The 20,985-nt window shown below is 74.2% G+C and carries 22 protein-coding genes and 1 pseudogene; 17 read left to right on the top strand and 6 right to left on the bottom strand.

The genetic code is table 11. From position 1 onward, the window contains the following. Window positions 1–2 precede the first annotated feature (2 nt). The 4 genes from ACNF49_RS33580 (at window position 3) to ACNF49_RS33595 (ending at window position 2,954) form a co-directional block, all read left to right on the top strand. A complete protein-coding gene (locus ACNF49_RS33580; protein WP_357987162.1) occupies window positions 3–632 on the top strand; it encodes a helix-turn-helix domain-containing protein in 630 nt (209 codons plus the stop codon). Further along, on the top strand, window positions 625–2,046 hold the full coding sequence (locus ACNF49_RS33585; protein ID WP_482940069.1) for a pyridoxal phosphate-dependent decarboxylase family protein: 1,422 nt from the start codon (window positions 625–627) through the stop codon (window positions 2,044–2,046). Before ACNF49_RS33580 ends, ACNF49_RS33585 begins: the two co-directional genes overlap by 8 nt. Before the next feature lie 131 nt (window positions 2,047–2,177). Then, entirely contained in the window at window positions 2,178–2,594 is a 417-nt protein-coding gene (locus ACNF49_RS33590) for a CBS domain-containing protein (RefSeq protein WP_352325227.1), read from the top strand. Window positions 2,595–2,603: 9 nt separating this feature from the next. After that, window positions 2,604–2,954 carry an MmcQ/YjbR family DNA-binding protein gene (locus ACNF49_RS33595; RefSeq protein ID WP_482940070.1) on the top strand — a complete coding sequence of 117 codons (351 nt, stop codon included), beginning with the start codon at window positions 2,604–2,606 and terminating at the stop codon, window positions 2,952–2,954. Window positions 2,955–2,970: 16 nt separating this feature from the next. Here ACNF49_RS33595 and ACNF49_RS33600 read toward each other — a convergent pair whose 3' ends face one another. After that, entirely contained in the window at window positions 2,971–3,831 is an 861-nt protein-coding gene (locus ACNF49_RS33600; protein ID WP_482940071.1) for a D-alanyl-D-alanine carboxypeptidase family protein, read from the bottom strand. A 102-nt stretch (window positions 3,832–3,933) separates the two neighbouring features. On the opposite strand from ACNF49_RS33600, the gene ACNF49_RS33605 reads away from it, so the two are divergent. The 8 genes from ACNF49_RS33605 to ptsP all read left to right on the top strand — a co-directional run bounded on the left by ACNF49_RS33605 (window position 3,934) and on the right by ptsP (window position 10,518). Next, window positions 3,934–4,695, top strand: coding sequence for a DeoR/GlpR family DNA-binding transcription regulator (locus ACNF49_RS33605; protein ID WP_357987175.1), 762 nt, complete (start codon window positions 3,934–3,936; stop codon window positions 4,693–4,695). After that, entirely contained in the window at window positions 4,692–5,675 is a 984-nt protein-coding gene (pfkB, locus tag ACNF49_RS33610; protein ID WP_482940072.1) for a 1-phosphofructokinase, read from the top strand. The genes ACNF49_RS33605 and pfkB overlap by 4 nt, the downstream gene beginning before the upstream one ends. A 32-nt stretch (window positions 5,676–5,707) precedes the next feature. After that, a complete protein-coding gene (gene mtlA / locus ACNF49_RS33615) occupies window positions 5,708–6,868 on the top strand; it encodes a mannitol-specific PTS transporter subunit IIC (protein ID WP_482940073.1) in 1,161 nt (386 codons plus the stop codon). A 3-nt stretch (window positions 6,869–6,871) separates the two neighbouring features. Then, complete coding sequence (locus ACNF49_RS33620; RefSeq protein ID WP_358011436.1) at window positions 6,872–7,180, top strand: PTS sugar transporter subunit IIBC family protein; 309 nt, start codon at window positions 6,872–6,874, stop codon at window positions 7,178–7,180. Further along, window positions 7,173–7,598: a PTS mannitol transporter subunit IIA gene (locus ACNF49_RS33625; RefSeq protein WP_357987186.1), complete on the top strand. Its 426-nt coding sequence runs from the start codon at window positions 7,173–7,175 to the stop codon at window positions 7,596–7,598. The genes ACNF49_RS33620 and ACNF49_RS33625 overlap by 8 nt, the downstream gene beginning before the upstream one ends. A gap of 165 nt (window positions 7,599–7,763) precedes the next feature. Next, entirely contained in the window at window positions 7,764–8,600 is an 837-nt protein-coding gene (locus tag ACNF49_RS33630; protein ID WP_482940074.1) for a zinc-binding dehydrogenase, read from the top strand. A gap of 12 nt (window positions 8,601–8,612) precedes the next feature. Beyond that, complete coding sequence (locus tag ACNF49_RS33635; RefSeq protein WP_482940075.1) at window positions 8,613–8,936, top strand: HPr family phosphocarrier protein; 324 nt, start codon at window positions 8,613–8,615, stop codon at window positions 8,934–8,936. Then, a complete protein-coding gene (gene ptsP / locus ACNF49_RS33640; RefSeq protein ID WP_482940076.1) occupies window positions 8,929–10,518 on the top strand; it encodes a phosphoenolpyruvate--protein phosphotransferase in 1,590 nt (529 codons plus the stop codon). Before ACNF49_RS33635 ends, ptsP begins: the two co-directional genes overlap by 8 nt. A 4-nt stretch (window positions 10,519–10,522) precedes the next feature. Here ptsP and ACNF49_RS33645 read toward each other — a convergent pair. Continuing rightward, window positions 10,523–13,026, bottom strand: a pseudogene (locus ACNF49_RS33645) (ATP-dependent Clp protease ATP-binding subunit). An 80-nt stretch (window positions 13,027–13,106) separates the two neighbouring features. Then, window positions 13,107–13,751 carry an SDR family oxidoreductase gene (locus tag ACNF49_RS33650; RefSeq protein WP_482940077.1) on the bottom strand — a complete coding sequence of 215 codons (645 nt, stop codon included), beginning with the start codon at window positions 13,749–13,751 and terminating at the stop codon, window positions 13,107–13,109. A gap of 24 nt (window positions 13,752–13,775) precedes the next feature. Between ACNF49_RS33650 and ACNF49_RS33655 the strand changes: the two genes are divergently transcribed. Continuing rightward, window positions 13,776–14,468, top strand: coding sequence for an HAD family hydrolase (locus tag ACNF49_RS33655; protein WP_357987279.1), 693 nt, complete (start codon window positions 13,776–13,778; stop codon window positions 14,466–14,468). A 68-nt stretch (window positions 14,469–14,536) separates the two neighbouring features. After that, window positions 14,537–15,961 (top strand): NADP-dependent phosphogluconate dehydrogenase, encoded by a 1,425-nt coding sequence (gene gnd, locus ACNF49_RS33660; protein WP_482940078.1) that lies wholly within the window; start codon window positions 14,537–14,539, stop codon window positions 15,959–15,961. Between the two features lie 24 nt (window positions 15,962–15,985). Here the strand turns inward: gnd and ACNF49_RS33665 are convergent, their stop codons facing one another. Both ACNF49_RS33665 and ACNF49_RS33670 read right to left on the bottom strand, forming a co-directional pair. Next, the gene (locus tag ACNF49_RS33665) at window positions 15,986–16,759 is read right to left on the bottom strand and encodes an acyl-CoA thioesterase domain-containing protein (protein ID WP_482940079.1); all 774 of its coding nucleotides are present in this window, start codon (window positions 16,757–16,759) and stop codon (window positions 15,986–15,988) included. A 7-nt stretch (window positions 16,760–16,766) separates the two neighbouring features. Beyond that, window positions 16,767–17,711, bottom strand: coding sequence for a helix-turn-helix transcriptional regulator (locus ACNF49_RS33670; protein ID WP_482940080.1), 945 nt, complete (start codon window positions 17,709–17,711; stop codon window positions 16,767–16,769). Between the two features lie 50 nt (window positions 17,712–17,761). Between ACNF49_RS33670 and ACNF49_RS33675 the strand changes: the two genes are divergently transcribed. Beyond that, entirely contained in the window at window positions 17,762–18,838 is a 1,077-nt protein-coding gene (locus tag ACNF49_RS33675) for an epoxide hydrolase family protein (RefSeq protein WP_482940081.1), read from the top strand. Here the strand turns inward: ACNF49_RS33675 and ACNF49_RS33680 are convergent. Beyond that, window positions 18,835–19,185 carry a VOC family protein gene (locus tag ACNF49_RS33680; protein ID WP_482940082.1) on the bottom strand — a complete coding sequence of 117 codons (351 nt, stop codon included), beginning with the start codon at window positions 19,183–19,185 and terminating at the stop codon, window positions 18,835–18,837. The genes ACNF49_RS33675 and ACNF49_RS33680 overlap by 4 nt on opposite strands. A 302-nt stretch (window positions 19,186–19,487) precedes the next feature. On the opposite strand from ACNF49_RS33680, the gene ACNF49_RS33685 reads away from it, so the two are divergent. Together ACNF49_RS33685 and ACNF49_RS33690 are read left to right on the top strand one after the other, a co-directional pair. Continuing rightward, entirely contained in the window at window positions 19,488–20,390 is a 903-nt protein-coding gene (locus ACNF49_RS33685; protein WP_482940083.1) for a helix-turn-helix transcriptional regulator, read from the top strand. Then, entirely contained in the window at window positions 20,383–20,811 is a 429-nt protein-coding gene (locus ACNF49_RS33690) for a type II toxin-antitoxin system PemK/MazF family toxin (RefSeq protein ID WP_357987222.1), read from the top strand. Before ACNF49_RS33685 ends, ACNF49_RS33690 begins: the two co-directional genes overlap by 8 nt. The last annotated feature ends 174 nt before the right edge of the window (window positions 20,812–20,985 follow it).

Below are 20,985 nucleotides of genomic sequence, written 5' to 3' on the forward strand. Positions count from 1 at the left end.
GAATGCAAGGTGAAGGCGTACTGTCCAGCGGGCTGTCCCTGGCCGAGCTGGGCGGGCGCATCCGCGCCGAGCGGCGCGGGCGCGGGTTGTCCGTCGAGCGCCTGGCCGAGCTGAGCGGCATCAGCAGGAGCATGGTCTCCGACGTCGAGCGCGGCGCCAAGTCGCCGACCGTGCTGGTGCTCGACCGCCTGGCCACGGCCCTCGGCACGTCCATCTCCCGGCTCCTCGACGAACCGGCCCGCGAGGACGTGCGCGTGCTGCGGCACGACCGGCAGCGGGTGCTGCGCGACCCGTCGGGCTGGGAACGGCGGGTGTTGTCGCCGGTGCTGGCCGACGTGGAGTTCGAGTTCATGCGGACCACGATCGGCCCCGGCGTGGACGCGGGCGAGTTCGCCCCGCACGTCCGGGGCTCGCGCGAGTACCTGGCCGTCGAGCGCGGCACGCTGCGCCTGACGATCGACGATCGGCCGTACGAGCTGGCGGCCGGCGACTCGGCCGCCTACCCCGGCGACCACCGCCACGCCTTCGCCAACGACGGGACCGCCGACTGCGTCTTCTACCTGGCCATGGAGCTGGGCGGCGGCCATGAGAGCAGGCATCACGAGACCTGGAGGGAAGCCCCGCATGGATGAGCTGCGCCGCGCCGGCGTCAGGGCGGCCGAGATCGCGGCCGCCCATCTGGAGGGCGTCCCGGCCGGGCCGGTCTGGCGGCCGGTGCCCGCCGCCGAGCGCGCCTGGCTGGCCGAGCTGCCGCTGCCCGAAGCCGGGCGTCCCCTCGACGCGCTGCTCGACGACGTGGGCGCCCATGTGCTGCCGTACCCGATGGGCAACGGGCACCCGCGCTTCTTCGGCTGGGTGAACTCGCCGCCCTCCCCCGCGGGCGTGCTCGTCGAGCCGCTGGCCGCCGCGCTCAACCCGAGCTGCGCGGGCGGCGACCACGCGGGCCCGCTGCTGGAGCGTACGGTGGTGCGCTGGCTGGCCGAGCTGGTCGGCTTCCCCCACCCGCCCGGCGGCGGCCTGCTGACCAGCGGCGCGTCGATGGCCACGATCGTCTGCCTGGCCGCCGCCCGGCAGCACGCCGCGCTCGCCGACGGCTGGGACGCCCGCGAGGAGGGCCTGCACGGCCGCCCGCCCATGGTCCTGTACGTCACCGAGGAGGGCCACAGCTGCCTGCACAAGGCGGCCCAGCTGCTCGGCCTCGGCGCCCGGAACGTCCGGAAGGTGCCGGTGGACGCCTCCTTCCGCATGGACGTCGGCGCGCTGCGCACGATGATCGCCGACGACCTGGCGGCGGGCCTGCGGCCGTTCTGCGTGGCGGGCAGCGCGGGCACCGTCAACTCCGGCGCGGTCGATCCGCTCGACGCCATCGCCGACGTGGCCGCCGAGCACGGGCTCTGGTTCCACGTGGACGGCGCCTACGGCGCGCTCGGCGTGCTCGACGCGCGCTCGGCGCCCGCCTACGCGGGCCTGGACCGGGCCGACTCGCTGGCCCTCGACCCGCACAAGTGGCTCGGCGTCCCGGTCGGCTGCGGCTGCGCGCTGCTGCGCGACCCGGCCGCCGCGCGGGCCGCCTTCAGCCTGGTGCCGTCGTACCTGGTCGACGACAACGCCGACGACCTGGGCTGGTTCGCCGAGTACGGGCCCGAGCAGACCCGTCCGTTCCGGGCGCTGAAGACCTGGGCGACGCTGTCGTACCTGGGCAGGGAGGGCGTCACGCGCCTGGTCGAGCACACCGGCGGCCTGGCGCGCACGCTGGCCGCCATGGTCGAGCAGGCCGCGGACTTCGAGCTGCTCGCGCCGGTCGCCACCTCCATCACGGCCTTCCGCCACACGCCCGCGACCGACGGATCCGGCGGACCCGGCGGGCTCGACGCGCTCAACCGGGCCCTGCCGGGCGCGGTCCAGGCGCGCGGCAACGCCTTCCTCACCGGCACCCGCCTCGGCGGCCGGGACGCGCTGCGGGCCTGCTTCCTGCATCCCGACACCACCGAGGACGACCTGGCGATCCTGCTGGCGGAGATCCGCCTGGCGGCGAAGACGCTCTGAGGCCCGGTAAAGGGCTGCTCCACGGACGTACCGGACACGCATGGCCGGACGCCGGGATCCGACAAAGCCCTGTGAGCTCTCCCCCTGCCCGGGTAGTAAGCGGCCTGGACGTGAGCAATCAGGAGGATCCCATGGCAGAGACCGTGGCAGACGTGATGACTTCCCACCCGGCGACGGTCGAGTGCGACCAGCCGGTGTCGGCAGCCGCGGCGCTCATGCGCGACAACGACGCGGGCGCGGTGATCGTCAACGAGAACGGGCGCATGAAGGGCATCGTCACCGACCGGGACATCACGATCCGCGTGGTGGCCGACGAGCGGGGGCCGGAGACGCCGGTCAGGGAGGCGTGCAGCCCGTCGGTCGAGGCGGTCGGGCCGGACACGAGCATCGACCAGGCCGTGCAGATCATGCGCTCGCACGCCGTGCGCCGCCTTCCGGTCGTCGAGGACGGCCGTCCCGTCGGCATCGTGAGCCTGGGCGACCTGGCGGTCGAGCGCGACCCGGACTCCGCGCTCGCCGACATCTCGGCCGCGGAGGGCAACCGCTAACGTGGCTGTGTGATCACAGTCGAGGACGTCCGGCGCTTCGCGCGCACCCTTCCGCGCTCGTCCGAGCACCTGATCCGGGACCGGGTCAAGTTCCGCGTGGGAAAGATCGTCTACGTGGCGTTCTCACGGGACGAGACGCTGATGGGCTTCGGGTTCCCGAAGGAGGAACGCGAGGCCCTGGTGGCGGCCGAGCCGGCCAAGTTCCTCATGCCCGGCGAGTCCGATCTGCGCTTCAACTGGGTGGTCGCCCGCATGGACGCCCTCGACGCGGCGGAGATGCGCGAGCTGGTGCTGGAGGCGTGGCGCATGTGCGTCCCGAAGAAGGTCCGCCTGGAACAGCAGCTCCAGACCGGCCCCTGAAGCCGTTCCGCCGCGGTCACGACACCGAGCGATAGAGGGCCGAGGTCAGGTCGGTGACGCGCTTGACCGAGCCGCTCCACGCGCTGCCCGCCGGGTGGGCGGTGAGCACCGCCATGACCAGGCGGTCGCCGGTGCCGGCCAGGCCCGTCGTGTGCAGCACGGGCCGCCCGTAGTCGGGCACGCCCGAGCCGGTCGCGCGCTGCGCGATCCACGAGACGGGCGCGGCCAGCGCCTTGGGGTCGCACTTGCCGGGCGGCGTCGTGCCGAACCCCGACCAGCCCTGCTTGACCGCCCAGGGCCTCGGCACCGCGCGCGGGATGCCGAAGGTCTGGTCGAAGCCGTCGGTGCCGCACGGCGTGGAGGCGCGCAGGTGGCCGAGGATGAGGTCGCGCACCCGGGCGTCGGCGGTGTCGAGCAGGTAGCGGTAGGTCCGGACGACGTCGTACGCGCTGAGCGAGGTGTAGCCCCAGAAGCCCGGCTTTGAGGCGGGCGGCGGGGTGGTGTCGGACAGGCCGAGCCGGCGGGCGGTCCGGACGATGATCTGCCCCTTGCCGTCACGATCCCAGAACGCCGAGGCGGCGTCGTCGTCGCTGGAGCGCAGCATGATCTTCAGCAGCCGGGCGTCGGCCGGCGGCACGCTCTTGCGCCGCTCCAGGTAGTCGATCGCGATGAGGATCTTGACGACCGACGCCGAGCGGAACTTGCGGTGGGCGTTCCGGACGGCGACGATCTTGCCGGCCTTCCGGTCGAACACCACCCAGGCCGCCGCGGTGCCCGCTGGCACCTGGATCGGGCGGGCGACGGCGGCGTGGGCGGGCGCGGCCAGGGCGACGACGGGGACGACCGCCGCCCCGGCGGCCAGGGGCTTGATTCGCACCCGCCTATAACTACCAGATTGTGTCGTCCACCCCTTGACCGTCCAACGAAAGCGGGTATAAACACAGGAGAAACCAAATAGAAACGGCGGTGAACCAACATCATGTACGCCGAGGAGCGGCAGCAGGAGATCCTCCGCAGAGCACGGGACGCGGGCCGCGTCGACGTGGTGAGGCTGGCCGCCGAGCTCGACGTGACCACCGAGACGATCCGCCGCGACCTGACCGCGCTGGAGCGGGCGGGCGTGCTGCGCCGGGTGCACGGCGGCGCGATCCCCGTGGAACGCCTGGGGTTCGAGCCCGCGCTGGCCGCCCGCGACGAGGTGATGACCGCGGAGAAGGAGCGCATCGCCAAGGCGGCCCTGGCCGAGCTGCCCGAGGACGGCTCGATCATCATCGACGCCGGCACCACCACCGGCCGCCTGGTCCAGGCGCTGCCCGCCGACCGCGAGCTCACCGTGATCGTCAACTCGCCGCCGCTGGCCACCGTCCTGGCCTCGCGGGCCAACCTCCAGGTGATCGTGCTGGGCGGGCGGCTGCGCGGCAAGACGCTGGCCACGGTCGACGACTGGGCGCTGCGCCCGCTGGCCCACCTCAACGTCGACGTCGCGTTCATGGGCACCAACGGCTGCTCGCCCGCCCGGGGCCTGACCACGCCCGACCCGGCCGAGGCGGCGATCAAGCGGGCCATGGTCCGGGCCGCGCAGCGCAGCGTGCTGCTGGCTGACCACACCAAGTTCGGCAACACCTACCTGGCCACGTTCGCCGAGCTGGGCGAGATCGACGTGGTGATCACCGACGCCGGGATCGACCCGGCGCTGGCCGCCGACGTCGCCGCGGCCGGGCCGGAGGTGATCCGCGCGTGATCCTCACGTTGACGCTCAACCCGAGCCTCGACCGCACGATCGAGATCGCCGCCCTGGCCAGGGGCGCGGTGATCCGGGCCGCCCGTGCCCGGCTCGACCCGGGCGGCAAGGGCGTCAACGTCTCGCGGGCGCTGCTGGCCAACGGCGTCGCCGCCCGCGCCGTGCTGCCCTTCGCCGGGGACGAGGGCGCGCAGCTCGTCCGCCTGCTGGCCGCCGAGGGCCTGGACATGGTCACCGTCCCCGCGGCGGGCACGACCCGGTCCAACGTCACGCTCGCCGAGCCCGACGGCACCGTCACCAAGATCAACGAGCCGGGGCCCGCGCTGTCGGCGGCCGAGCTGGACACGGTCGCCGAGACCCTGCTGGCCGCGGCGCGGGAGGCGGACTGGGTGGTGGCCTCGGGCAGCCTGCCGCCCGGGGTGCCCGCCGACGTCTACGCCCGGCTGTGCCGCCGCTTCGCCGCCGCGGGCCTGCACGTCGCCGTGGACACCAGCGGCCCGGCCCTCGCCCGTGCGCTGGAGGCCGGTCCGGCGCTGGTCAAGCCCAACCTCGACGAGCTGGCCGCGGTGACCGGCCGCCCCTTGTGCCGGGTCGGCGACGTGGTCGAGGCGGCGGCCGGGCTGCGCGCCGCGGGCGCCCGTACGGTGCTGGCCAGCCTCGGGGCCGACGGCGCCGTCCTCGTCGAGGACGACGGCGTCTGGTACGGCGAGGCCGCGGTCACCGGCCCGCGCAGCTCCGTCGGCGCCGGTGACGCCATGCTGGCCGGGTTCCTGGCCGCGGGCGGGCACGGTGTCCCCGCCCTGGCCGAGGCGCTGGCGTGGGGCGCGGCGGCGGTCCGGCTGCCCGGCAGCAGGATGCCCGGCCCCGCCGACATCGACCGCGCCGGGGTGCGCACGGGAGCCCCCGACCCGGCCCGCCCGCTCACCGTCCCGCACGCGCCGCCCGTCCCGGAGCCGGTCGCCCCCTCACCGCACGGCTGATCCACTGCTCATCCCCCCGAAGGAGCACGTCCATGGCCGACACTTACACCCCTCCGGTCCACGGCACCGGAGTCAAGGCCACCATCCAGCGCCTAGGCGGCCACCTGGCCGGGATGATCATGCCGAACATCGGCGCGTTCATCGCCTGGGGCCTGATCACCGCGCTGTTCATCCCCACCGGCTGGCTGCCGGACAAGGAGCTGGCCGCGCTGGTCGACCCGGTCATCAAGGCCCTGCTGCCGATCCTCATCGCCTACACCGGCGGCCGCATGGTCCACGGGCAGCGCGGCGCGGTCGTCGGCGCGGTGGCGGCGATGGGCGTGGTCGTGGGCTCGGACATCCCGATGTTCCTCGGCGCGATGATCGTCGGCCCGCTCGCCGCCGTGATCCTGAAATATGTGGACAAGTTCACTGAGCAGCGGACCCGGGCCGGGTTCGAGATGCTGGTGGACAACTTCACCGCCGGCATCGTGGGCGCCGCGATGGCCGTGGCCGGGGTGCTGGGCATCGGGCCGGTCGTCCGGGTCGTCACCGACGTGGCGGGCCAGGCGGTCGAGTGGCTGATCACCAACAACCTGCTGCCGGTGGCCTCGGTGCTGATCGAGCCGGCCAAGGTGCTGTTCCTGAACAACGCGGTCAACCACGGCGTGCTGGGGCCGCTGGGGGTGGCCGAGGCGGTGCGGCAGGGCAGATCGATCCTGTTCATGCTGGAGTCGAACCCCGGCCCTGGGCTCGGGCTGCTGGTGGCGTACCTGCTGTTCGGGCCGCGTCCGCTGCGGCCGAGCACGCCCGCCGCGATGATCATCCACTTCTTCGGCGGCATCCACGAGATCTACTTCCCGTACGTGCTGATGAAGCCGCGGCTCATCCTGGCCGTCATCGCGGGCGGGGCGGCCGGCGTGTTCACCTTCATGATCACCGGCGCGGGCCTGGTCGCCACCCCCTCGCCCGGCAGCATCTTCGCCTACCTCGCGGTGACGCCGCGCGGCGGCTGGCTCGGCTCGATCGCCGGGATCGCGGTGGCCACGGCCGTGTCGTTCGCCGTCGCCGCCGTGCTGCTGGGCTTCGGCCGGGGCGAGAAGGAGCCCGAGCCGGACGTCCCCGGCCCGCGGGACGCCGTCGCGGACCCGCCGACCCCTGAGCCCGCGAGCACCGAACCCGTCAGGACCGAACCCGTCAGCAAGGAGGCGTGAGCCGTGGCCGGCATCGACAGCAAGGACATCCACAAGATCGTCGTGGCCTGCGACGCGGGCATGGGCAGCAGCGTCATGCTCGCCTCCCAGCTCCGCAAGCAGCTCAAGGAGAGCGGCGTCACCGTCGAGCACACCCCGGTGAACTCCATCCCCGCCGACGCCGACGTCGTCGTGTGCCACTCCGGGCTGGCCGCCAGGGCCAGGGCCGCCGCGCCGGGCAAGGCGCTGGTGTCCTTCCAGGTCTTCCTCGGCGACCCGGCGGTGACCGGGCTGGTGAACACCATCAGGAACGGCGGCACCGTCGATGCGTGAGGACCTGCTCGACGCGCGGGCGATCCGGCTGCACGAGAGCGCGGCCTCGCGCGAGGAGGCCGTCCGCCGGTGCGGGCGGGTGCTGGTGGAGGTGGGGGCGGTCGCGGAGCCGTACGTCGAGGCGATGCTCGAACGCGAGCGCACGATCTCCACCTACGTCGGCGAGGGGGTGGCCGTCCCGCACGGCACGGCCGCCGCCAAGCGGGACGTCACCCGCGACGCGATCTGCGTCGTGCGCTTCCCCGGCGGGATCGACTGGGACGGCGAGCGCGTCACGCTGTGCGTGGGCATCGCCGCCGCCGGCGACGGGCACGTGCCGCTGCTGGCGGCGCTGGCCGAGATCCTGCTCGACCCCGACCGGGCCAGGGCGTTGCGCGAGGCGACGGAGCCGGGCCAGGTGCTGAAGGAGCTGACGTGAAGGTAGCCAGGTTCCACGCCCCGGGCGACATCAGGATCGAGGACGCGCCGGAGCCGCAGGCCGGGCCGGGCGAGCTGAAGATCCGGGTGCGCAACTGCTCGACCTGCGGCACCGACGCCAAGATCTTCCGGTACGGCCACCACCACATCAGGCCGCCGCGCGCTCATGGGCCACGAGATCGCCGGCGAGGTCGTGGGCACCGGGGCGCGGGTGCAGGTGATCGCCGCCATCCCGTGCGGGACGTGCGTGGAGTGCCGCCGGGGCCGCCTGACCGTCTGCCCGCGCCAGGAGTCGATGGGCTACCACTACGACGGCGGCTTCGCCGAGTACGTGGTCGTCCCGGCCAAGGTGGTGGCCGTGAACGGGGTGAACGCCGTACCCGACGGCGTCGGGTACGGCGAGGCGTCGGTGGCCGAGCCGCTGGCCTGCGTGCTCAACGGCCAGTCGCTGGCCGGGGTGGGCCCGGGCGACGACGTGGTGGTGATGGGCGCGGGCCCGATCGGCTGCCTGCACGTACGGCTGGCGCGGGCGCGCGGCGCGTCCCGGATCTTCCTCGTCGACGTCAACGCCGAGCGGCTGGCGATGGCGGCCGAGCTGGTGCGTCCCGACGCGGTGATCGACTCCGACGCCGTCGCACAGGTGCTCAAGCTGACCGGCGGCCGCGGCGCCGACGTCGTGATCACCGCGGCGGCCTCCGGCGCGGCCCAGGAGCAGGCGGTCCGGATGGCCGCCCGGCAGGGGCGCGTGAGCTTCTTCGGCGGGCTGCCGAAGGACGACCCGGTCATCGCCCTCGACGCCAACCTGGTCCACTACCGGGAGCTGACCATCGTGGGCGCGAACGGCTCCAGCCCCGCGCACAACGCCGAGGCCCTGCGCCTGGTGGCCGAGGGCGCCGTCGTGGTGTCCGACCTGATCACCCACCGGCTGCCGCTGCCCCGGGTGCTCGACGGGATCGACCTCGTCAGCACGGGCAAGGCGATCAAGGTGACGATAGAACCCTGAAGGAGGTTGGCGATGGCGAGTCGAACGGTGGCCGTGGCCTGCGCCGGCGGCCTGCACGCGCGTCCGGCGAAGGTGTTCGTGCGGGAGGCGGCCCGGCTCGGGGTGCCGGTGCGGGTGCGGCTCGGCGAGAAGTCGGTGCCGGCCGGCAGCATGCTGGGGGTGTTGTCGCTGGGCGCGGCGCAGGGCACGGTGGTGACGCTGGAGGCCGAGGGCGCGGGGGCCGAGGAGGCGCTCGACGCGCTGGCCGCCCTGCTCTCCCGCGACCTCGACGCCGCCCCCGCGCCCGGCGCGGCTGCGGCGACTGGGGCCGGGGCCGGTGAGGCGTGCGATGCCTGAGGCGACGCTGAAGGGCGTGGGAGTCAGCCAGGGCCGGGCCGCCGGGCCCGTGGTGCGGATGGCGACCCCGCCCGTGCTGCCCGCCCCCCGCCGGGTCACCGACCCCGGCGCCGAGACGGCCGCCGCCGCGAAGGCCCTCGACGCCCTCGCCGCCGACCTGGAACGCCGCGCCGCCCACGCGGAGGCCGAAGCGGCCGAGATCCTGGAGGCGCTGGCCATGATGGCCGCCGACCCGGAGCTGCGCGAACAGGCCGAGGCGCACGTGCGCGACGACGGCCTGGACGCCCCCCACGCCCTGGACGCCGCCTTCTCCGCGCACCAGGAGGCCCTGGCCGCGCTGGGCGGCTACCTCGCCGAACGGGCCGCCGACCTCGACGACCTCAGGTCCCGCGCGGTGGCCGCCGCCCTGGGCCTGCCCATGCCGGGCGTGCCCGACCCCGGCCATCCGTTCGTGCTGGTGGCCGGGGACCTGTCGCCCGCCGACACCGCCGGCCTGGGCCCGCGGGTGCTGGCGCTGGTCACCGAGCACGGCGGGCCCACCAGCCACACCGCGATCCTGGCCCGCGGCCGGGGCCTGCCCGCCGTGGTGGCCTGCGCGGGCGTCCTGGACGTCCCCGACGGGACGATGATCGGCGTGGACGGCGTCACCGGCGAGGTCACGGTCGGCCTCACCGGCCCGGAGGCCGACCGCGTACAGGAGTCCGACCGGCGCGACCGGGAGCGGCTGGCGGCCGGCGCGGGCCCCGGCAGGACCGCCGACGGCCACCCGGTGAGGCTGCTGCACAACATCGGCTCGGCCGCGGACCTGCGGCCGGGCGCGGAGGGCGTGGGCCTGTTCCGCACCGAGTTCCTGTTCCTCGACCGCAGGCGGCCGCCCTCCCACGAGGAGCAGGTCGCCGCGTACGCGGAGGTGTTCGCCGGGGGCGGGCCGGTGACCGTGCGCACGCTCGACGCCGGCACCGACAAGCCGCTGCCCTTCCTCGGCCTGCCGGCCGAGCCCAACCCGGCGCTGGGCGTGCGCGGCCTGCGCGTCGACCGCGTGCTGCCCGGCGTCCTGGACGCCCAGCTCGACGCCATCGCCGAGGCCGCCCGCGCCACGGGCGCCGACGTGCGGGTGATGGCCCCCATGGTGACCACCGCGCGCGAGGCGGCCGACTTCGCCTGCCGCGTGCGCGCCCGCGGCATCGCCCGCGCGGGCGTGATGGTCGAGGTGCCCGCCGCCGCCCTCCAGGCCGACGAGCTGCTGGCCGAGGTGGACTTCCTCAGCGTCGGCACCAACGACCTGGCCCAGTACACCTTCGCCGCCGACCGGCAGCATCCCGGCCTGTCCGACCTGCTCGACCCGGCCCAGCCCGCCCTGCTGCGGCTGGTCGGCATGTGCGCAGAGGCCGGGCTGCGGGCGGGCAAGCCGGTCGGGGTGTGCGGCGAGGCCGCCGGCGACCCGGCGGTCGCGCCGCTGCTGGTGGGGCTCGGGGTGTCGAGCCTGTCGATGGCCCCGGTGTGCGTGCCCGTCGTCCGCGAGGCGCTGGCGGCCCTCACCCTGGAGGAGTGCCGCGAGCGCGCCCGTCTGCCGCGGCGCTGACCGGTCAGCCGACCGGCTCGGGGTTGTGGGCCCTGAGCCGGAGCCGGTCGTCCTCGACGTCCACCGTGACCTTGCCGCCCTCGCCCACCTCGCCGGTCAGCAGCATCGTGGACAGGCGGTTGTCCAGTTCCCGCTGCACGGTGCGGCGCAGCGGGCGGGCGCCGAACTCGGGCTGGTAGCCGCGCCGGGCCAGCCAGTCCTTGGCCTCGTCGCTGACCTCCAGGGTGACGTTCTGGCCGCGCAGCCGCTGCCGGGTGCGCTCCAGCAGCAGGTCCACGATCTGGCGCAGCTGCTCGCGTTCCAGCCGCTTGAAGACGATCACCTCGTCGATGCGGTTGAGCAGCTCGGGGCGCAGGGAGTGGCGCAGCAGGTCCATGAGCTCGTCCTGGAGCTGCGGGGTGTCGCCCTCGGCGTCCAGGATGAGCTGGGCGCCGATGTTGCTGGTCATGATGACGATGGTGTTGGTGAAGTCGACCGTGCGGCCCTGGCCGTCGGTCAGCCGGCCGTCGTCGAGCATCTGCAGCAGGATGTTCATGACGTCGGGGTGGGCCTTCTCGATCTCGTCGAGCAGGACGACGCCGTGCGGGCGGCGGCGGACGGCCTCGGTGAGCTGGCCGGCCTCCTCGTAGCCGACGTACCCGGGGGCGCGCCGATCAGGCGGGAGACGGTGTGCCGCTCCTGGAACTCGCTCATGTCGATGCGCACCATGTGGTCCTCGCCGCCGAACAGCGCGGCGGCCAGCGCCCTGGCCAGCTCGGTCTTGCCGACCCCGGTCGGGCCGAGGAACAGGAAGCTGCCGATGGGCCGGTTGGGGTCCGACAGGCCCGCCCTGGCCCTGCGCACCGCCTCGGCGATGGCGACGACGGCCTCGTCCTGGCCGATGACCCGCTCGTGCAGGTGCTCCTCCAGCCGCATCAGGCGCTCGCGCTCCTGCTCGGTGAGCTGGGTGACGGGAATGCCGGTACGCCGGGAGACGACCTCGGCGATGTCCTCCACCATGACCTGCGGGACGGTGTCGTGGCCCTGCCGGGCGCGATCCAGCTCGGGACGGAGCTTGTCGATCTGGACGGTGAGCTCCTTGGCCCGGTCGAAGTCGTCGGAGGTGACCGCCTGGTCCTTGTCGCGGCGCAGCGCGTCGAGGCGTTCCTCCAGCTCGCGCACGTCGCTGTCGGGGGCGCGTGAGCGCAGCCGGACCCGGGCCGAGGCCTGGTCCATCAGGTCGATGGCCTTGTCGGGCAGGAAACGGTCGGGGATGTAGCGGGCAGAGAGGTTGGCGGCGGCGTCCAGGGCCTCGTCGGTGATGCGCACCTGATGGTGGGCCTCGTACGCGTCGCGCAGCCCGGCCAGGATCTCGACCGTCTGCTCGACGGTGGGCTCGCTGACCAGGATGGGCTGGAAACGGCGTTCGAGCGCGGCGTCCTTCTCGATGTTCTTGCGGTACTCGTCGATGGTGGTGGCGGCGATGACGTGCAGCTCGCCGCGGGCCAGGGCGGGCTTGAGGATGTTGGCCGCGTCCATGCCGCCCTCGGCCGAGCCGGCGCCGACCAGGGTGTGCACCTCGTCGATGAAGACGATGGTCTCGTCGGCGTGCGCGCGCACCTCGTCGATGACCTTCTTGATGCGCTCCTCGAACTCGCCCCGGTACTTCGACCCGGCGACCATGCCGGTCAGGTCGAGCGCGACGACGCGGCGGTCCTTGAGCGTGTCGGGCACGCTGCCGTTGACGATGCGCTGGGCGATGCCCTCGACGATGGCGGTCTTGCCGACGCCGGGCTCGCCGATCAGGCACGGGTTGTTCTTGGTGCGCCGCGAGAGCACCTCGATGGCCTGCTCGATCTCGTCCTCGCGGCCGACGACCGGGTCGATCCTGCCCTGCCTGGCCTCCTCGGTCAGGTCGCGGCCGTACTCGTCGAGCGCGGGGGTGTCGGTGGGCTGCCGCCCGTCGCCGTGCTGCTGACGGGACGCGCCGGACATGATGGCCTGCTGCAGCTCGTTGGCCGAGACGCCCTGCTCCTGGAGCAGGCGGGCGGCGCCGGAGTCGGGGTTGGCGGCCACGGCGAGCAGCAGGTGCTCGGGGCCGATGTAGGAGGACTGGAGGGCGCGGGAGATGCGCTGGGCGTCCAGGACGGCGCGTTTGGCCGCCGGGGTGAGCGTGGTGGGCGGCTCGGTCCCGGTGCCGGGTCCGGTCAGGGCGTCGATGCGGTCGCGCAGCCTGCCGAGGTCGACACCCGCCGCCTGCATCAGGGGACGGGTGGCGTCGGACTCGGTCAGCGCGTCGAGGATGTCCAGGACGTCCATGTCCTGCGCGCCGCGCTGCCCGGCCACCTCCAGGGCCCGGCTGAGCACCTCCCTGGCCGAGGCGCTGAGCAGCTTGCCCACGTCGACCCGCTGCACGCTGGGACGCGACGGCGGCCAGCCTTCCATCCCGCCGAACACCCGTCCGGTGAGCTCCTCGAACCCCCTGAACGGATCTCCCCCGAAGAACGACCTGAACGGCATGTCGGACATTGATCTCCCCCTAGTGCATCAGGGGGACATCTAGCCGAAGAAGCCGCAACTCATAGCCAGCAATCGGCAAAGGGGACGCATTACTCAGTGGCCACCAGGTCGATGACGGGCATTTCGCCGGAGACGAGCTCCAGCGTGCGATGCGCGGTGCCCGGGTTCTCCAGCAGCGCCATGACGACGGCGGCCACGTCGTCGCGCGGCACCGAGCCGGGCGGCACCTCGGGGGCCAGCCGGACCAGGCCCGTGCCGGGCTCGTCGGTCAGGCGGCCGGGGCGCAGGATCGTCCAGGCCAGGCCGTCGCGGGCGCGCAGGTCGTCCTCGGCGGCGGTCTTGGCCTCGATGTAGGCGGCCCAGACCGGGTCGCTGCCCAGCGCGGGCGGGCGGCCCGCGCCTATCGAGGAGATCTGGATGAACCGCCGCACGCCCGCCCGCTCGGCGGCGTCGGCCATCAGGACGGACGCGGCCCGGTCGACGGTGTCCTTGCGGGCCGCGCCGCTGCCCGGACCGGCGCCGGCCGCGAAGATCACGGCGTCGGCGTCGCGCAGGATCTCCGCCACCTCGTCGGCGGTGGCCTTCTCCAGGTCGCACAGCACGGCCGCGGCCCCCGTGGCCTCGACGTCGGCCACGTGCGCGGGGTTGCGCACCAGGCCGACCGCGCCGGACCTGAGCCGCTCGGCCAGCCGCAGCGCGATCTTGCCGTGCCCACCCGCGATGATGATCCGCATACCTCCCATGGTGTCATGGACGTCATGAACGACTTCCCGCAGGCCCCCACGCCCGCGTTCCTGTTCGACCTGGACGGCACCCTGATCGACAGCGTCTACCAGCACGTCATCGCCTGGCGGCAGGCGCTGTCCGGGATGGGGATCGACCTGTCGGTGTGGCGCATCCACCGGCGCATCGGCATGAGCGGCGGCCTGTTCGTCAGCGCGCTGCTGCGCGAGACCGGGCTGAAGCTGAGCCAGGAGCAGATCGACCAGTTGCAGGTCACCCACGCCGAGGCGTACGAGCAGCAGGTGGAGTCGGTCCGGCCGCTGCCGGGGGCGGCCGAGCTGCTCGGCGAGCTGACCGCGCGCGGCGTGCCGTGGGCCATCGCGACCAGCGGCTACGCCCGTACGGCCCGGCTCGCGCTGGGCATGCTCGGCCTGCCGGAGGACACCCCGATGGTCACCCGCGACCTGGTGCGGCGGGCCAAGCCGGACCCGGATCTGTTCCTGGCCGGTGCGGCGCTCGTCCAGGTGGACCCGCTGCATGCGATGGTGGTGGGCGACAGCGTCTGGGACCTGCTGGCCGCCCGCCGGGCGGGCGCGCTCGGCATCGGGCTGCTGTCCGGTGGATATGGCAGGGACGAGCTCGAACGCGCCGGAGCCTTCCGCGTGTACGCCGATCCGGCGGACATGCTCGACAGGCTGGACGAGCTCGGCGTGCGCTCCCCGTCCTGAGCGAAGGGGGAATATCTCGCCGAACCTCCCAGCTTGATCGTGCGTATCCCCCACAGAGGAGCATTGAGATGGATTTGGCAGACATCGGCGTGACCGGCCTGGCCACCATGGGGCGCAACCTGGCCAGGAACCTGGCCAGGCACGGATACGCCGTCGCCGTGCACAACCGCACGACGGCCCGCACCCAGCAGCTGGTCAGGGAGTTCGGCGGGGAGGGCACGTTCGTGCCGGCCGAGGAGCTGGCCGCTTTCGTGGCGTCGCTGAAGCGGCCGCGGCGGGCGATCATCATGGTGAAGGCCGGCCCCGGCACCGACGCGGTGATCGACCAGCTGGCCGAGCTGATGGAGCCGGGCGACATGATCGTCGACGGTGGCAACGCGCATTTCCAGGACACCCGGCGGCGTGAGGCGGCGCTGCGCGAGCGCGGCATCCATTTCGTCGGCACCGGCATCTCCGGCGGCGAGGAGGGCGCGCTGCTCGGCCCGAGCATCATGCCGGGCGGCTCGAAGGAGTCGTGGGAGGCGCTGGGCCCGATCCTGCAGGACATCTCCGCCAAGGTGGACGGGGTGCCGTGCGCGGTGCACGTCGGCCCCGACGGCGCGGGGCACTTCGTGAAGATGGTCCACAACGGCATCGAGTACTCGGACATGCAGCTCATCGCCGAGTCCTACGACCTGCTGCGCCAGGCCCTGGGGGCGACGCCGGCCGAGCTGGCCGAGGTGTTCAGGGAGTGGAACCGGGGCGACCTGGACTCGTACCTGATCGAGATCACCGCCGAGGTGCTGGAGCAGGTCGACGCGGCCACGGGCAGGCCGTTCGTGGACGTCGTGGTGGACCAGGCCGAGCAGAAGGGCACCGGCCGCTGGACCGTGCAGAGCGCGCTCGACCTGGGCGTGCCGGTGACCGGCATCGCCGAGGCGGTCTTCGCCCGCGCGTTGTCGGGCCACCCGGAGCAGCGGGCCGCCGCCGCGTCGCTGGAGGGCCCGCAGCTGTCCGGCGTCGGCGGCCGCGAGCTGATCGAGGACGTGCGCCAGGCCCTGTACGCGTCCAAGATCGTCGCCTACGCGCAGGGCTTCGACCAGATCGCCGCCGCCTCCAAGGAGTACGGCTGGGACGTCGACCCGGGCGCCATGGCCACCATCTGGCGCGGCGGCTGCATCATCAGGGCCAAGTTCCTCGACCGCATCCGCGCCGCCTACGACGCCGACCGGCAGCTGCCGACGCTGCTGGCCGACCCGACCTTCGCCGCCGTGCTGAACGCCGCACAGGACGCGTGGCGGCGCGTGGTGACCACGGCCGTGCGGATCGGCGTGCCGACGCCGGGCTTCTCCTCCGCGCTGGCCTACTACGACGGGCTGCGCCGCGACCGCCTGCCGGCCGCGCTGGTGCAGGGGCTGCGCGACTACTTCGGCGCGCACACCTACCACCGGGTGGACCGGGAGGGCGTCTTCCACACCGACTGGTCGGGCGACCGGGCCGAGCGCCCCGCCTGACCGCCCCCAGGGCTGGGCGGACGGTCAGCGGCCGGTCAGGGCGACCGGGTTGGCCACCGCCGTGACCGCGCAGAACCCGATCGGGCCGGCCGCGTCGTGCAGGGTGACCTGGCCGGTCGCGACGCCGCCGGCGCTGAGGTGCCCGGTGGCCTCGACGCCGATCAGCTCGCCCTCGGGCAGCCGGGCGAGCGTCAGCGTGTAGTCGGCATTGATGAAGCTGACGCCCGCCGAGCCGACGTTGGCCAGCGGGCTGGCGAAGTCGGCGGCCAGGGCGGCGCGGGTGAGCGGGGTCAGCGGCTCGTCGTCCACCAGCGGGTGGGTCTCCCGCAGCCACACCCGGTCGCGCCCGCCCTGCCCCCACTCGGTCAGCCGCCACAGGTCGAACGGCGGCTTCCAGCCCTGCCCCTCGGCCGGGTCGCCGGCGGGCGGCGGCTCGTCCCAGGCGGGCGTGTGCGGCAGCCGGCCGCCGGGCTGCTCGCCCTGCCGGAGCAGCACGGCCGAGGCCCGGCCGATCACGCCCTGTTCGGTGGAGAGCACGGCGTCGGCGACCCGGATCCGCCGCCCGTCCCTGACCAGGGTGGTCTCCACCGTGACCGGCAGCATGGGGCTGTTGCGGAACAGGTCGACGGTCAGCCTGGCGAAGTGCAGGCCGGGCTCGGCGTGCCGCTCCTCCAGGGCGCCGGCCGCCAGGCCGCCGAGCAGACGGCCGTGGAGCATGTCGGGGGACCAGGGGCTGCGCGCGTGCGGGGCGGGCACGAACTCGCCCTCCTTGCGCGTGAAGAACGCTGACGTCGCCATGACCGAATCATATTCTGGAAGAGAGCAGCCGCCGTCCCAGCGCGTGCAGGCGCTCCTTCAGCTCGGCCGGTTCGAGCACCTCGAAGTCGAGGTCGAGGAAGGCCACGGCCACGGCCATCAGGTGCAGGTCGTCGCCGCGCATGGTGAGCACGCAGGTGGTCTCGTCCACCGGCTCGACCTCGCCGCCGATGCGGCCGGCCAGCCGTCCGGCCGGGGCGCGGATCAGGAAGCGGGCCTGGACCGGCCACATCTGGTGGCCGAGCCGGTGCCGCACCCAGGCGGCGACGTCGGCCTCCGGCGGCTCGCGCGGGGCGAAACGCGGGCCGTTGGGCGTGCGCACCTCGATCCGGTCGGCCCGGTACGTGCGCCAGTCGTGGCGGTCGACGTCCCAGCCGACCAGGTACCAGCGGCTGCCCTTGCTGACCAGGCTGTGCGGCTCGGCCTTGCGCAGCGTGACGGCGCCCTCGTGGTCGGTGTAGTCGAAGCGGAGCTGCTCGCGGTCGCGGCAGGCGGCGGTGATGCGGGTCAGCAGCTCGGGGGCGACCGTCGGGCCCCGCCCGCCGACGCGCACGGTGTGCGTCTGCAGGGCGTTCACGCGCTGCCGCAGGCGGGCGGGCAGCACCTGTTCGAGCTTGGCCAGGGCGCGCAGCGAGGTCTCCTCGATGCCGGTCACGGTGCCGCCGGCGGCCGTGCGCAGGCCGACCGCGACCGCCACGGCCTCCTCGTCGTCGAGCAGCAGCGGCGGCAGCTCCGCGCCGGGGCCGAGCCGGTAGCCGCCGGCCACCCCCGGCGTGGAGCCCACCGGGTAGCCGAGGCTGCGCAGCCGGTCGATGTCGCGGCGCAGCGTGCGCGGGGCCACGCCGAGCCGTTGCGACAGCTCCGCGCCGGGCCACTCGCGCCGGGTCTGCAGGAGCGAGAGCAGGCGCAGGAGCCGCGCCGAGGTGTCGAGCACGGGTCCATTGTGGCCCGATCCTGGCCGCAATGCTGCCTAGCGTGGGCGGCATGAACCGATTCGTCATCGACATCCCGCAGTCCGCGCTCGACGACCTGCGGGCGCGGCTGGGCCGTACGCGCTGGCCGGACGCCCTGGAGGGGGTCGGCTGGTCGTACGGCGTGCCGCCCGAGGCCGTGCGCGAGCTGGCCGCGTACTGGCTGGACGGCTACGACTGGCGGGCGCACGAGGCGCGGCTCAACGAGCTGCCGCAGCTCACGACCGAGATCGACGGCCAGCGCGTGCACTTCGCCCACGTACGTTCGCCACGCCCCGGCGCGCTGCCGCTGCTGCTGACGCACGGCTGGCCGAGCACGTTCGCCGACTTCTCCCGCGTGGCCGAGCCGCTCAGCCGCGACTTCCACCTCGTCATCCCGTCAGTGCCCGGGTTCGCCTTCTCCGGCCCCACCGCCGAGACCGGCTGGGGCGTGCGCCGGGTCGCCGCCGCCTGGATCGAGCTCATGGACCGCCTCGGCTACGACCGGTACGGCCTGCAGGGCGGCGACTTCGGCTCGCTCGTCTCGCCCGCCCTGGCCCGGATGGCCCCCGACCGGGTGGCGGGCGTGCACCTGAACGCGCTCACGGCGTTCGTCTCCGACGACCTGTCCGGCCTGACCGAGGCCGAGACCGAACGCGCGCGGCGGATCGAGCGCTGGCACCGCGAGTTCTCCGGGTACGCCGCCGTCCAGAGCACCAGGCCGCAGACCCTCGCCTACGCCCTGGCCGACTCCCCGGCCGGCCAGCTCGCCTGGCACCTGGACGCGTTCGCGAGCTGGGGCCAGGACGCCGGCGGGGTCGCCCCCGACGACGTCCTGACCAACGTCACCATCACCTGGCTGACCGGCACCGCCGGCTCCTCCGCGCGCCTGTACCGCGAGAGCGGCGGCGACTGGGCGCCGCCCGCCGAGCCCGGCAGGACGCCGACGGCCGTGGCCGTCTTCCCCGGCGACAGCACGGTCCGCCGCTACGCCGAGCGCTCCCACAACGTGGTGCGCTGGTCGGAGCCGGCGCGCGGCGGCCACTACGCCGCCCTGCAGGCCCCCGACCTGCTGGCCGAGGACGTCAGGTCGTTCTTCGCCGAGCTCTAGCCCGGCATCACGCAGAACGGGTGGCCCTCGGGGTCGAGCACGACCGTCCAGTCGTCGCCGCCCGGCTGGTGGTCGGGCAGGGTGGCGCCCAGGGCGACCAGCGTCCGCCTGGCCTCCTCGACGTCGGGGACGGTGAGGTCGAGGTGCACGTGCTTGCCGTCGTTGGGCCAACCCGGTCCTCGGTAGCCGTCGATCCGCTGGAAGGCCAGCGACACGGGGCCGCCGGTGACGGTGGCGTAGTCGGGGTCGGAGTCGCCTACCTGCCAGCCGGTCGCCTTGGCGTAGAAGCCGGCCAGGGCGACGGGGTCGGCGCAGTCGAAGACCATGGAGGACATCCCTGTTGTCATGCCACCACCCTGCCGGTGACGCCCACCCAGGGTCTTGAACATCCTTGCACCCAGCCGCCCACCCCACCGCCGCCCACCGGCCGCCGCACACCCGGCCGCCCCCCCCCCCCCCTCGCAACCACACGCCTCCGCCGCACCCGGCCCACGCCGCACGCCCCCCCCGCGCCCTACGCCCGCCGCATACCGCCATGCCTCCTCCGTGTACCCCAGCCGACGCGTACCCCGGAGGCCGCAGAGGTCGTCGAAGGCCCCGAGCCGTGCCGAGGGCGAGATTGTCGGTGGTGGGGCGTAACGTTCGGCGGGTGCGATCCTCCAAGCTGCTGGCCCGTGGGAAGGGCTTCACCCTCGACCTGGTGACCTGCGTCGACGACCACCGCGGATGGTCACGGCCCGAGGTGGGCCGGGCCCACCGCATGGTGCTGGTCCACCGGGGCGCGTTCCGCCGCATGGCCGACGGCCGCCAGGCCGCCGTCGACCCGACGATGGCCTACCTCGGGGCGCCCGGCGAGGAGGAACGCTTCGCCCACCCGGCGGGCGGCGACGTCTGCACCTCCCTCTCCCTGTCCCCCGCCCTCTGGCGCACGCTGGCGGGCGACGCCACCCGCCTGGCCCGCTCGACGGTCTACGTCGACGCCCGCTTCGAGCTCGCGCACCGCCGCCTGCTGGCCGCAGCCCGCGTGGGAGACCCCGACTTCGCCCTGGTGGAATCCCTGCTGTCGCTGACCGGCGCCACCCTCAACCAGCTGGCCGGGCCCGCCACCCCGGCCACCACAGAGGGGGCGGCCGCGGCGCATCGGCCCGCCCCGTCCCCCGCCCGCTCCACCGCGGCCATCGCCGCCGCCGCCCGCGAGGCGATCTCGGCCGATCATCCGGCGGCCGCCGGCCTGTTGCCGCTGGCCGAGTTCCTGGCCGTCTCCCCCTACCGGCTCAGCCGGGCCTTCACCCGCGAGCTGGGCGTCTCGCTGACCCACTACCGCAACCGGGTGCGCGTGAGCCGGGCGCTCGACCGCCTGGAGAGCGGCGAGACCGGCCTGGCCGCTCTCGCCGCCGACCTCGGGTTCGCCGACCAGGCCCACCTGACCCGTACGATCCGCCGCCACGTCGGCCACACCCCGACGGTCCTACGCCGCCTGCTGACCTCCCCCGCTGCCCTCGGGCGGGTGGATTTCGGGTCGCCTGCCGCCGTAAGCTCCCCCAATGCGTGATCTAGGTGAGGACCCCCGGCCCGCCCGGGGCGTCGTACGCGAGGTCCACTCGCTCAGCGGTCCCGTCTCTCTGGCCTACTCCCCCGACCTCGACGGCCTGGCCGATCCGGGGGAGATCGTGTGGGCGTGGGTGCCGTACGAGGAGGATCCGTCGCGGGGCAAGGACCGGCCGCTGCTGGTCGTGGGCCGTACGGGGCGCAGGCTGCTCGGCATGATGTTGTCCAGCAAGGGCGACGACGGCTCCGACTGGCTGGAGGTCGGCGCGTGGGGCCGCGACGGGCGGGTGTCGTACCTGCGGCTCGACCGGGTCTTCGTGCTGGACGAGGACGACATCCGCCGCGAGGGCGCGGTGCTCGACGGCGACCGGTTCGCGCGAGTGGCCTCCGTCCTCATGCAGAAGCACGGGTGGGGCGTGGGCTGACCCGGTGCGGTCGGCGCCCGCCCCGACCCGCGCCCGTGCCCGCCGCGGTCCTGCCCGCCCCGGTCCTGCCCACACAGGTCTTGCCCGCACCGGCCCGCTCCCTCAGTGGCGGCGGTCCTGTAGGAGCAGACGGTCCTGTAGTTGGTGGCGGTCCTGTAGTCGGGGGGTCCTGTA

The sequence above is a fragment of the Actinomadura sp. ATCC 39365 genome, from assembly GCF_054392275.1.

Coding starts and splice junctions, on each gene's coding strand:
- ACNF49_RS33580 (WP_357987162.1), top strand. CDS start 3: ATGCAAGGTGAAGGCGTACTGTCCAGCGGGCTGTCCCTGGCCGAGCTG.
- ACNF49_RS33585 (WP_482940069.1), top strand. CDS start 625: ATGGATGAGCTGCGCCGCGCCGGCGTCAGGGCGGCCGAGATCGCGGCC.
- ACNF49_RS33590 (WP_352325227.1), top strand. CDS start 2,178: ATGGCAGAGACCGTGGCAGACGTGATGACTTCCCACCCGGCGACGGTC.
- ACNF49_RS33605 (WP_357987175.1), top strand. CDS start 3,934: ATGTACGCCGAGGAGCGGCAGCAGGAGATCCTCCGCAGAGCACGGGAC.
- mtlA (WP_482940073.1), top strand. CDS start 5,708: ATGGCCGACACTTACACCCCTCCGGTCCACGGCACCGGAGTCAAGGCC.
- ACNF49_RS33625 (WP_357987186.1), top strand. CDS start 7,173: ATGCGTGAGGACCTGCTCGACGCGCGGGCGATCCGGCTGCACGAGAGC.
- ACNF49_RS33630 (WP_482940074.1), top strand. CDS start 7,764: ATGGGCCACGAGATCGCCGGCGAGGTCGTGGGCACCGGGGCGCGGGTG.
- ACNF49_RS33635 (WP_482940075.1), top strand. CDS start 8,613: ATGGCGAGTCGAACGGTGGCCGTGGCCTGCGCCGGCGGCCTGCACGCG.
- ptsP (WP_482940076.1), top strand. CDS start 8,929: ATGCCTGAGGCGACGCTGAAGGGCGTGGGAGTCAGCCAGGGCCGGGCC.
- ACNF49_RS33650 (WP_482940077.1), bottom strand. CDS start 13,751: ATGCGGATCATCATCGCGGGTGGGCACGGCAAGATCGCGCTGCGGCTG.
- ACNF49_RS33655 (WP_357987279.1), top strand. CDS start 13,776: ATGAACGACTTCCCGCAGGCCCCCACGCCCGCGTTCCTGTTCGACCTG.
- gnd (WP_482940078.1), top strand. CDS start 14,537: ATGGATTTGGCAGACATCGGCGTGACCGGCCTGGCCACCATGGGGCGC.
- ACNF49_RS33665 (WP_482940079.1), bottom strand. CDS start 16,759: ATGGCGACGTCAGCGTTCTTCACGCGCAAGGAGGGCGAGTTCGTGCCC.
- ACNF49_RS33675 (WP_482940081.1), top strand. CDS start 17,762: ATGAACCGATTCGTCATCGACATCCCGCAGTCCGCGCTCGACGACCTG.
- ACNF49_RS33680 (WP_482940082.1), bottom strand. CDS start 19,185: ATGACAACAGGGATGTCCTCCATGGTCTTCGACTGCGCCGACCCCGTC.
- ACNF49_RS33690 (WP_357987222.1), top strand. CDS start 20,383: ATGCGTGATCTAGGTGAGGACCCCCGGCCCGCCCGGGGCGTCGTACGC.